This window comes from Streptomyces poriferorum (genome assembly GCF_019399235.1).
Classification (GTDB): domain Bacteria; phylum Actinomycetota; class Actinomycetes; order Streptomycetales; family Streptomycetaceae; genus Streptomyces; species Streptomyces poriferorum.
The window spans coordinates 1-10,670 of record NZ_JAELVH010000336.1 but is presented as its reverse complement, the minus strand read 5'-3'; the positions used below and the strand labels follow the sequence as shown (position 1 = coordinate 10,670).

General features: G+C 66.6%; 10 protein-coding genes and 1 tRNA gene. 2 read left to right on the top strand and 9 right to left on the bottom strand.

Going from position 1 to position 10,670, the window contains the following annotated elements; translation table 11 throughout:
- Window positions 1–193: 193 nt before the first annotated feature.
- Window positions 194–1,627, top strand: coding sequence for a pyruvate kinase (gene pyk / locus JGS39_RS34975; RefSeq protein ID WP_219573773.1), 1,434 nt, complete (start codon window positions 194–196; stop codon window positions 1,625–1,627).
- Between the two features lie 9 nt (window positions 1,628–1,636).
- Here pyk and JGS39_RS34970 read toward each other — a convergent pair whose 3' ends face one another.
- Window positions 1,637–2,422: a helix-turn-helix domain-containing protein gene (locus tag JGS39_RS34970; protein ID WP_219573772.1), complete on the bottom strand. Its 786-nt coding sequence runs from the start codon at window positions 2,420–2,422 to the stop codon at window positions 1,637–1,639.
- An 82-nt stretch (window positions 2,423–2,504) separates the two neighbouring features.
- A tRNA-Leu gene (locus JGS39_RS34965) sits at window positions 2,505–2,591 on the bottom strand.
- A gap of 94 nt (window positions 2,592–2,685) precedes the next feature.
- Here JGS39_RS34965 and JGS39_RS34960 point away from each other — a divergent pair.
- Window positions 2,686–3,336, top strand: coding sequence for an ANTAR domain-containing response regulator (locus JGS39_RS34960; protein WP_148015825.1), 651 nt, complete (start codon window positions 2,686–2,688; stop codon window positions 3,334–3,336).
- A 73-nt stretch (window positions 3,337–3,409) separates the two neighbouring features.
- Here the strand turns inward: JGS39_RS34960 and JGS39_RS34955 are convergent, their stop codons facing one another.
- The 7 genes from JGS39_RS34955 to JGS39_RS34925 form a co-directional block, all read right to left on the bottom strand.
- Complete coding sequence (locus JGS39_RS34955) at window positions 3,410–4,126, bottom strand: ABC transporter ATP-binding protein (protein WP_219573771.1); 717 nt, start codon at window positions 4,124–4,126, stop codon at window positions 3,410–3,412.
- The gene (locus JGS39_RS34950) at window positions 4,123–5,022 is read right to left on the bottom strand and encodes an ABC transporter ATP-binding protein (protein ID WP_219573775.1); all 900 of its coding nucleotides are present in this window, start codon (window positions 5,020–5,022) and stop codon (window positions 4,123–4,125) included. Before JGS39_RS34950 ends, JGS39_RS34955 begins: the two co-directional genes overlap by 4 nt.
- A 5-nt stretch (window positions 5,023–5,027) precedes the next feature.
- The gene (locus JGS39_RS34945) at window positions 5,028–6,815 is read right to left on the bottom strand and encodes a branched-chain amino acid ABC transporter permease (RefSeq protein WP_219573770.1); all 1,788 of its coding nucleotides are present in this window, start codon (window positions 6,813–6,815) and stop codon (window positions 5,028–5,030) included.
- A 5-nt stretch (window positions 6,816–6,820) separates the two neighbouring features.
- Window positions 6,821–7,750, bottom strand: coding sequence for a branched-chain amino acid ABC transporter permease (locus tag JGS39_RS34940; RefSeq protein ID WP_219573769.1), 930 nt, complete (start codon window positions 7,748–7,750; stop codon window positions 6,821–6,823).
- Window positions 7,751–7,850: 100 nt separating this feature from the next.
- Window positions 7,851–9,065, bottom strand: a complete 1,215-nt coding sequence (locus JGS39_RS34935; protein ID WP_219573774.1) for a branched-chain amino acid ABC transporter substrate-binding protein — start codon at window positions 9,063–9,065, stop codon at window positions 7,851–7,853.
- Between the two features lie 647 nt (window positions 9,066–9,712).
- A complete protein-coding gene (locus tag JGS39_RS34930; RefSeq protein ID WP_219573768.1) occupies window positions 9,713–10,183 on the bottom strand; it encodes a PaaI family thioesterase in 471 nt (156 codons plus the stop codon).
- Between the two features lie 112 nt (window positions 10,184–10,295).
- Window positions 10,296–10,670: molybdopterin dinucleotide binding domain-containing protein (locus JGS39_RS34925; protein ID WP_308120895.1), on the bottom strand; the 375-nt coding region annotated here is incomplete at its 5' end.

The window sequence follows — 10,670 nt, the reverse complement described above, 5'->3', positions numbered from 1 at the left end:
CCCCCACCCGGTTGCCACCGCGAACCCGCACCCGACACCACCCGCCCCACGCGACGCCGGAACCCACCACCGAACGCTCATCCGAGCAACCCGCCGCACAATTCAACACTTGTCAAAAACCCTTCACCCAAAGGACGTTGACCAGTCATGCGCGGCCAATTAACTACCCGTAGGTAAGGTTTAGGCTCGCCCTATGCGCCGAGCCAAAATCGTTTGCACACTAGGACCCGCCACCGACACATACGACCAGATCAAAGCCCTGGTCGACGCGGGAATGGACATCGCCCGCCTCAACCTCAGCCACGGCACCTACGCCGAACACGAAGACCGCTACCACCGCGTACGCAAAGCATCCGACGAAGCCGGCCGCAGCGTCGGTATCCTCGCCGACCTTCAAGGCCCGAAGATCCGCCTCGGACGCTTCCGCGAAGGACCCGTACTCCTTGAACGCGGTGACGACTTCACCATCACCGTCGAACCCATGGAAGGCGACCGCCACACCTGCGGCACCACCTACACCGGCCTCAATGCCGATGTCACCGCAGGCGAACGCATCCTCATCGACGACGGCCGCGTCACCCTCGAAGTCACCCACGTCGACGGCCCCCGCGTCCACACCACCGTCATCGAAGGCGGCATGGTCTCCGACCACAAAGGCCTCAACCTCCCCGGCGTCGCCGTCTCCGTCCCCGCCCTCTCCGAAAAGGACATCGAAGACCTCCGCTGGGCCCTGCGCACCGGCGCCGACATCATCGCCCTCTCCTTCGTCCGCAGCGGACGCGACATCGAGGACGTCCACCGCATCATGGACGAGGAAGGCCGCCGCCTCCCCGTCATCGCCAAGGTCGAGAAGCCCCAGGCCGTCGAGAACATCGACGACATCGTCGCCGCCTTCGACGGCATCATGGTCGCCCGCGGCGACCTCGGCGTCGAAATGCCCCTGGAACAGGTCCCGATCGTCCAGAAGCGCGCCATCAAACTCGCCAAGCGCAACGCCAAGCCGGTCATCGTCGCCACCCAGATGCTCGACTCGATGATCGACAACTCCCGCCCCACCCGCGCCGAAGCGTCCGACGTCGCCAACGCCGTCATCGACGGCACGGACGCGGTGATGCTCTCCGGCGAGACGAGCGTCGGCAAGTACCCCATCGAGACGGTACGCACGATGTCCCGCATCGTCGAAGCGGCCGAGGAGGACATCCTCGCCAAGGGCCTGCCCCCGCTCACGGACCGCAACAAGCCCCGCACCCAGGGCGGTGCGGTCGCCCGCGCGGCAGCGGAGATGGGCGACTTCCTCGGCGCGAAGTTCCTGGTCGCCTTCACCCAGAGCGGCGACACGGTCAAGCGCCTCTCCCGCTACCGCTCACCCATCCCGCTCCTGGCCTTCACCCCTGACCCGGCCACCCGCTCCCAGCTGAACCTCACGTGGGGCGTGGAGACGTTCCTGGGTCCGCACGTGGACTCGACGGACGCGATGGTGGCGCAGGTGGACGAGGAGCTGCTGAAGATCGGCCGCTGCCAGAAGGGCGACGTGGTCGTCATCACGGCAGGCTCCCCGCCGGGCGTCGCGGGCTCGACGAACCTGGTGCGCGTGCACCACATCGGCGAGGACGACAGCCCGAAGTAGGGGGCTGGCTCAGTATTTCGGCCCGACGTGTGCATCCATGAGGGCTACGGATGCCCGTCGGGCGACGGAGATGTTGTACTCCTTGCCCGCGCGGGTGCAGTGAGTCCACTCGATGCCGAGCTTGTCGAGGGTGTCGGTGTAGAGCCGCCGGATGTCGTCCGAGACGTTGGTGAACCAGTACCGCGGATACTCGTACCGCTTCCGCGCGCCGCCCACCATCCTGGTGGTCCAGTTCATGTTCCGGCAGCCGTCGGAGTGGATGAGTCCGCGGATGAAGTCCCAGGGGTAGGCATCGACGATTTCCTGCTGCCAGGGTTCGAGGGCGATGAGACGGTCGTGCTTCTTGCCGGGGCCATGCTGAGGGAAGAGGCACCACAGGTGCTTCGAGTACATCTTCACCTCGCGACATCCCTTTCGGCGCACCCTGCAGACGGAGTTCTCGGGAAAGACGGCGCGCATGGCCTCCTCGCACTGGTCCATGAGCCCGGGCCAGGAGTCGGCGCACGTGATGGACAGGCTGGGCGTCTTCATGGCCCTGTTCTGGATGATGTGCCCATCTCCGAGGTAGAGGCCGAGGAGGTAGGCATAGGCGGCCTGGTCGAGTGCGTCGTCACAGCGAGGGCAGACGGAGCGATGAGGACCGGGACACTCGCCGCGCTTGGCGCGATCCATGTGTTTCCAGTAGCTGATGGTGCCCGTCGGCACGTTCAGCTTCCGAGCCACGTCCGCATTCCGTGCACCACCCCGGAGAAGGGTGAGTGCTTTCTGTCGCATTTCGGTTCCGTGGTGGTTCACACGACCACGATGGGCGATCGACAGCTACTGCGTGCAACGAAAAGCGGATGTTCACGAGAACGTGAACATCCGCTTTCCGGAGTGGTGCCGGGTATGGGATTCGAACCCACATGTCCTTTCGGACAGAGGTGTTTGAGACCTCCGCGTCAGCCAATTGCGCCAACCCGGCTTGGTAACCGGTCAGAAGTGTACCTGGTAAGAGAAGCGCACAGCAGGTAGGTAGGCTGCTTCGCAGCAGTACCTGCCCTGAACCAAGGAGCCCCGTGACCACCCCCGAGTCGCCCCAGCCCGTCGCCGACGACGACAAGTCGCACGTCCCGCCGCTGACGACCCGCGTCGTCATCGCCGAGGACGAGGCGCTCATCCGCCTCGACCTCAAAGAGATGCTCGAAGAAGAGGGGTACTCGGTCGTCGGTGAGGCCGGAGACGGGCAGCAGGCCGTCGAGCTGGCCCGGGAGCACAAGCCGGACCTGGTCATCCTCGATGTGAAGATGCCGGTCCTCGACGGCATCTCCGCCGCGGAGAAGATCGCCGAGGAGTCCATCGCGCCCGTCCTGATGCTCACCGCGTTCTCGCAGCGCGACCTCGTGGAGCGGGCCCGGGACGCCGGGGCGATGGCGTACCTGGTGAAGCCGTTCAGCAAGAGCGACGTGGTGCCGGCCATCGAGATGGCGGTGTCGCGGTTCGCGGAGCTGAAGGCGCTGGAGGGCGAGGTCGCGGACCTGTCGCAGCGGCTGGAGACGCGGAAGCTCGTGGACCGGGCGAAGAGCATTCTGCAGACGGACTACGGGCTCTCGGAGCCGGCGGCGTTCCGGTGGATCCAGAAGACGTCGATGGACCGGCGGCTGTCGATGCAGCAGCTGGCGGAGGCGTTGATCGAGGACGCCGAGGAGAAGAAGCGGGCGGCCGAGTAGCCGTACCCGTACGCGTACATGAAGAAGGCCCGCGCCCCGGACATCCGGGGCGCGGGCCTTCTTCGTACGGACGTCAGTCCTCGCCGAGGTACGCCTTGCGGACGGACTCGTCGTGGAGGAGGTCCGCCCCGGTGCCGGAGAGGACGATCTTGCCGATCTCCATGACGTGGCCCTGGTCCGCGAGGGAGAGGGCGGCCTGGGCGTTCTGCTCGACGAGCAGGATCGTGGTGCCCGAGGCCTTGAGCTCGACGATGGTTTCCATGATCTTCTGCATCATGATCGGGGAGAGGCCCATGGAGGGCTCGTCGAGCATGAGCAGTTTGGGCTGGGACATGAGGGCGCGTCCCATGGCGAGCATCTGCTGTTCGCCGCCCGAGAGGGTTCCGGCGGCCTGCTTCCGGCGTTCCCCGAGGATGGGGAAGAGGTCGTAGGCGCGCTGGATGTCCTTCTCGATGCCTGCCTTGTCGTTGCGGAGGTAGGCGCCGAGGAGGAGGTTCTCGGTGATCGTCAGCCGGGGGAAGATGTGGCGGCCCTCGGGGGAGTGGGCGAGGCCCAGGGCGACGATCTTGTGTGCGGGGATGTTGGCGAGTGGCTTGCCCTCGAAGAGGATGCGTCCGCCGATGGGCTTGAGCAGTCCGGAGAGGGTGCGCAGGGTGGTGGTCTTGCCGGCGCCGTTGGTGCCGATGAGGGTGACCACCTGGCCGGCGTCGACGCTGAAGGAGATGCCTTTGACGGCTTCGATCTTGCCGTAGGCGACGCGGAGGTCCTCGACCTCGAGCAGTGCGGTCATCGGGTGTCCTCCTCCTCGGTGGTGGTGGTGTCCTTGGGGCTGGTGCCGGTGCTTGCCACCGCTTCCGCTTCCGCCGCTTCGACTTCGGCGACTTCTTCGGCGCCGGGGGCGCCTTCGAAGGGGGTGCCGAGGTAGGCGGCGATGACGCGTTCGTCGCTCTGGACGACTTCGGCGGTGCCTTCGACGAGCTTTTCGCCCTGTACGAGGCAGGCGACGCGGTCGCTGAGGTTGAAGATGAAGCGCATGTCGTGCTCGATGACGAGGACAGCGATGCCCTGGTCCCGGATGGCGAAGATGAGTTCTTCGGTGACGCGGGTTTCCTGGGGGTTCATGCCGGCGGTGGGCTCGTCCAGGAGGAGGAGGCCGGGGTCGCTGGCGAGTGCGCGGGCGATTTCCAGCTTGCGCTGGTCTCCGTAGGGGAGGTTGCGCGCGAGGTGGTCGGCCTTGTCCTGGAGGCCGATGAACTCCAGGAGTTCCATGGCGCGTTCGTGGCTGGCCTGTTCGGCCTTGGTGAAGCCGGGGAGGCGCAGGAGTGCGGACCAGAGGCCTTCTTTGGTCCTGGTGTGGCGTCCGACGAGGACGTTCTCCAGGACGGTCATGTTGGCGAAGAGCCTGATGTTCTGGAAGGTGCGGGCGATGCCTGCCTTGGTGACGAGGTGGGGCTTGGGCGGCAGGACGGTGCCTTTGTAGCTGACCTTGCCCTCGGTGGGGACGTAGAGGCCGGTGAGGCAGTTGAAGAAGGTGGTTTTGCCGGCGCCGTTGGGGCCGATGAGTCCGACGATTTCGCCCGCGTTGACGGTGAGGTCGACGTTGCGTACGGCGGTGAGTCCGCCGAAGCGCATGGTGACGCCGCTGGCGTCGAGGACGGTGGTCGTGGTGTTCGTGGTGGTGGTCATGGTGGTCACGCCCCCGCCTTGGTGATGCCGGCGTCGGCTTCTTCGGGCTGCCGTGGTTCGGGTACGAGGACGGGTTCGTCGTTCTCGTGGAATTCGAGTTGCTTGCGGCGGTCGGCGATCAGGCCTTCGGGGCGGAAGCGCATCAGGAGGATGAGCGCGATGCCGAAGAGCAGGAGCTGGTAGTCCTGCATGAACTGCAGCTTGGCCGGGATGAGGTAGAGCAGTGCGGCGCCGATGAAGGGTCCGCTGAGGGTTCCCATGCCGCCGAGGATGACGGCGGCGAGGAGGAAGGCGGAGTTCGGGGGCACGGGGCCGGCGAACTGGTACTGCTCGGGCGTCACGGTGTAGCTGACGTGTGACTGGACGGTTCCGGCGAGTCCGGCGAGGGTGGCGCCGAGGGCGAAGGCGAGCAGTTTGAGCCGGAAGGCGTTGATGCCCATGGCGGTGGCTGCGGTTTCGTCCTCGCGGATGGCGACCCAGGCGCGGCCGATGCGGGAGTCCCCGGAGCGGCGGAAGACCAGGACGACGACGGCGGTGACGACGAGCAGCAGGAGGTAGTAGTTGGCCGGCCTGCTGAGGGTGAAGGGGCCGATGTCGTGGCTGAGTCCGAAGTCGATCCCGAAGAGGTTGAGGTCGGGGATGCTGGGGATGCCCTGGGAGCCGTTGGTGAGGTCGGGTCCGCTGTTGCCGTTGAGGTTGTTGACGGTGACGCGGAAGATCTCTCCGAAGCCGAGGGTGACGATGGCGAGGTAGTCGCCGCGCAGTCGCAGGGTCGGGGCGCCGATGAGGACGCCGAAGATCAGTGAGACCGCGGCTCCGGTGAGGACGGCGGCCCAGAAGGGGAACTGAACGCCGATGGCGGAGAGGGGCGCGCCGGAGACGAGGGCGGCGGTGTAGGCGCCGACGCCGAGGAAGGCGACGTAGCCGAGGTCGAGGAGGCCGGCGAGGCCGACGACGACGTTGAGGCCGAGTGCGACGGTGGCGAAGATGAGGATGTTCGCACCGATGAGGGTGAATTCCGCGGTGTCCTGGGTGAAGGGGAAGCAGAACGCTGCGACCAGGGCTGCGATGAGGGTGACGTTGCGGTGCTTCGTGGTCAGCGCGGTGATGCGGGCGATGATTCCGGCCCGCGTGAGTGCGGTGAAGGTGAAGCCCGCGGTGATGAGGAAGCCGATGAACTGTTCGGATTCCTCGGTGGGGATGTCGATGCAGTAGGTGAAGACGTACAGCGCGACGGCGAAGGCGGCGGTGATGATGAGGATCTCGCCCCAGCCGGGGAGGGGCTTGGCGCGGCCGACGGACGGTGCGGCGAGGCTGTTGCGGAAGCGCTGCCAGGCGTTGGCCGGGGGGCCGTCGGCGGGGAGCGGTTCGTCGCTGGGGAGTCCGAGTGCGGCGAGGAAGGCGATGAGTGCGCCGATGCCGCTGACCCAGGCTCCGGGTTCGAGGTTGACCACGCCGCCGAGTTCGTAGGCGATGGCACCGATGGTGTAGCCGGTGGTGCCGAGGGTGGCGAGGGCGAGGAGGCGTACGGGGCTGTTGGTGCCGCCGGGGGTGAGCCAGCGCAGGCCTCGGATGCCGTATCCGCAGAGGGTGAAGAGGAGGGTGAGGATCGCGGCGGTGAGGGTGAGGATCTGGAGGCCGCCGGGGTAGCCGGTGACGGTGAGGTCGCCGGGGAATTCGGAGGTCCAGGTCCAGGGTAGGAAGGTGCCGGCGAGTGCGACGGCTGCGCCTGTGGCGGTGGCGATCCGGGCGATCGGTGCGGGCAGCGGGATGAGTGCTTTCTGGGTGGTCATCCGTATCACGCCCTGTCCGCGACGCGTTCGCCGAGCAGGCCCTGTGGCCGGAGCAGCAGGACGACGATGAGGAGGACGAAGGCCCATACGTCCTTCCAGGCGCCGCCGCCGAAGAGGTCCATGCCGGGGACGTCGCTCATGTAGCCGGTGGCGAGGGATTCGGCGACGCCGAGTACGACTCCGCCGAGCATGGCGCCGTAGATGTTGCCGATGCCGCCGAGTACGGCTGCGGTGAAGGCTTTCAGGCCCATGATGAAGCCCATTTTGAAGCCGATCTGGCCGTTCTTGAGCCCGTAGGCGACGGCTGCGACGGCTGCGAACGCGGCACCGATGGCGAAGGCCATGACGATGATGCGGTCGGTGTTGATGCCCATGAGCTTGGCGGTGTCGGGGTCCTGCGAGGTGGCTTGCATGCCGCGGCCGGAGCGGGTCTTGGAGACGAAGAGGCCGAGGGCGATCATGCAGACGGGGGCGGCGATGAGGACGAAGAGGTCACCGCGTTGGATGTGGGCGCCGAAGACGTCGAATGCTTCGCCCTTGAACTGGGGGAAGGGTCGGTCCTTGGTGGCGTTGGGGTACCACTTCCAGATGGCCTGCTGGAGTGCGAGGGAGAGTCCGATCGCGGTGATCAGCGGGGCGAGCCTGGGGGCGGTGCGCAGGGGGCGGTAGGCGAAGCGTTCGGCTGCGACGCTGATGGCGACGGAGCATATGACGCCGCCGATGATCATGAGCGGGACGATTGCGAGGAGGTTGGAGCCGGCCGGCATCCAGAGGTACACGGTGAGAGCTCCGAAGCCTCCGATCATGAAGATCTCGCCGTGGGCGAAGTTGATGAGCTGGATGATTCCGTAGACCATCGTGTAACCGATCGCGATGAGTCCGTACATCGCGCCGAGGATGAGTCCATTGGCCAGCTGTTGCGGCAGTTCGTGCACCGCAGGGCCTCCGTGGAGTGGTTCGGATATGGCACCGCGCGGGAGCGCTCGTAGCGCTCCCGCGCGGTCTGGTGTCAGTCAGGGAGTGACCGGGAGCTTGTTACGGCTTGTAGGCCTCGCTGAGCTTGGAGGCCCACTTGCCGCCGTCGACCTGGTAGGCGGTCATCATGGTGTTGGTGGTGTCGCCGTACTCGTCGAAGGAGACGGGGCCGGTGACGCCTTCGAAGCTGACCTTGCTCACGGCTTCGAGGACCTTGGCGCGGGAGTCGTCGGGGAGCTTGCCGTCGTTGGCTGCGACGACGGCCTTGACGGCCTCGATGATGGCCCAGGTGGCGTCGTAGGTGCCGCCGCCGTAGGCCTCGTAGGCGTCCTTGTATCCGGCGGTCTTGTAGTTCGCGATGAAGGTCTTGGCGGATTCCAGCTCTTCGACGGGCTTGCCGACGGAGGTGGCGATGTCGCCCTGGGCCTTCTTGTTGAGCTTGATGAAGTCGGCGCTGTACATGCCGTCGCCGCCCATGAGGGGGATCTGGACGCTGTCCTTGAGCTGCTGGCTCAGGGGTGCGCCGGCGGGGTACTCGCCGCCGTAGTAGACGGCCTTGGCGCCGGACTTCTTGACCTTGGTGACGACGGCGTTGAAGTCGCGGTCGTCGGGGTTCACGTGGTCGGATCCGGCGATCTTGCCGCCGAGGCCGGTGAACGTGGCCTTGAAGGAGGCTGCGAGACCGGCGCCGTAGGGCTTCTGGTCGTCGATGAGGTAGACCTGCTTGATCTTCGCGTTGTTGTACAGGTACTTCGCGGCGAAGGCGCCCTGGATCTGGTCCGTGGTGGCGGTGCGGAAGTAGGTCTTGAAGGGGCGCTTCTTGTCGCCGGTCTTCCAGTTGTCGCCCTGGGTCAGCTCGGTGCCCGTGTTGGCGGGGGAGATCTGGGTGAGGCCGGCGTCGTTGAGCGGCTTCTGCATCGACTGGGAGACGCCGGAGTTCAGGGGGCCGACAACGCCGAGGACCTTTTTGTTGTCGATGAACTTGGTGGCGTTCTGCTGGCCGACGGAGGGCTGCGCCTGGTCGTCGAGGGGCTGGACCTCGAAGGTGATGCCCGGGACCGTCTTGTCCTTGTTGGCCGTCTTGGCGGCGAGGTCGGCGGAGTTCTTGATGCCGAGGCCGAGGGCGGAGAGGTCGCCGGTCAGCGGGGCGTCGACGCCGATGACGACGGTCTGGTTGCCGCTGCTGGTGTCGCTGCCCTTCTTGTCGTCGTCGCGCGACCCGCAGGCGGTGAGTGTCAGTGCTCCTGTGGTGAGCACTGTGGTGAGGATGAGCAAAGAACGGTGTCGCACGAAAAGTCCTTTCCCTGGCGCGGCCTCCTCTGCTTGAGGTGCCGTGTCGTTCGCCGGGCCGTACTGGTTGGTACAGGGCCGTGCTGCAGACGCGCCCGGCGGCGCGGTGACTGGCGGTGACTCTAAGGGCAGGGGTGGGGGTCGGGGATGGGGGTGGAGCAGGATGTGACTGTCTTGTTATGCCCTTGAGCAAGGCTTGAGGTGGCTGTGTGGACATGTACGTCTTTGCACCGGACGGTGAAGTGACCGCATGCTGAGAACGCGCAGCTCTGCTAAGGGGCTTGAGGCGATCTTGGTGCTGTCGCGTGGTGGGGGGTGTGTGGAGGCGTGGGTGGGCGCGCCTGAGTGCCCGGTGCCTGCGGGGCCGGGTTCGTTGTGGGGCGTCGGGCGGGTGCACATTGCGGGATTGTTACGCAGTGTTACATCCGGGGTGGTGTGGTCGACGCGGTGTGGTGGGTGCGCGGGCGGGTTGTGGCAGATGAGTGGGCCACGGAACGTGCTGGATGGTCAAGGGTGTTGGCTGTCGCTGATGTGCAAGTTCTGTGTGTGGGGCGGTGGTTGTGCCCGGGTATGGCACTGCCCGGCTGGATTCGGGATCCGGCCGGGCAGTGGTGGTTCGGGGTGGTGCGAGGTCAGGAGGCGTCGCCCTTGGGGAGGTCGCGCAGGAGGCAGGTGAGGCGGGCGGTGCAGACCCGCTTGTCCTGTTCGTCGGTGATGACGATTTCGTACGTGGCGGTGGTGCGGCCGCGGTGTACGGGGGTGGCGGTGCCGGTGACGAGGCCGCTTCGTACCCCTCGGTGATGGGTGCAGTTCAGGTCGACGCCGACGGCGATCTTGGTGGCGCCGCCGTGGAGCATGGAGCCGATGGATCCGAGGGTCTCGGCGAGGACGGCGGAGGCGCCGCCGTGCAGGAGTCCGTAGGGCTGGGTGTTGCCTTCGACGGGCATGGTGGCGACGACGCGGTCCGCGGAGGCTTCGATGATCGTGACGCCCATGCGTTCGCCGAGGTGGCCTGCGGAGAAGAGTGCGGGCAGGTCGACGCCGAGGGCGGCGTACTCGTCGATGATCTCCTGGGGGAACTGGGGTGTGGTGTGCTCGCCCATGGGTCCGGCTCCGATCGTCTGCGGTGGTTCGCTGCTGTGCGCACGTTCTTGTGTGTGCACTGTTCTTATCAGACGACTGAGCGGGCGCTTAGTGCGCCTGCTCCCGAGGGTGTCAGTGTGTGTTCTCGAAGCGCACCACGACGGACTTGCTGGCGGGGGTGTTGCTGGTGTCGGCGGTGGAGTCCAGGGGGACCAGCACGTTGGTCTCGGGGTAGTACGCGGCGGCGCAGCCGCGGGCGGTGGGGTAGTGGACGACGCGGAAGCCGGGGGCGCGTCGTTCGGTGCCGTCCTTCCATTCGCTGACGAGGTCGGTGTAGGTGCCGTCGGTGAGGCCGAGGGTGGTGGCGTCGTCGGGGTTGACGAGGACGACGCGGCGGCCGCCCTTGATGCCGCGGTAGCGGTCGTCGAGGCCGTAGATGGTGGTGTTGTACTGGTCGTGGGAGCGCAGGGTCTGCAACAGGAGGCGGCCTTCGGGGAGTTCGGGGGG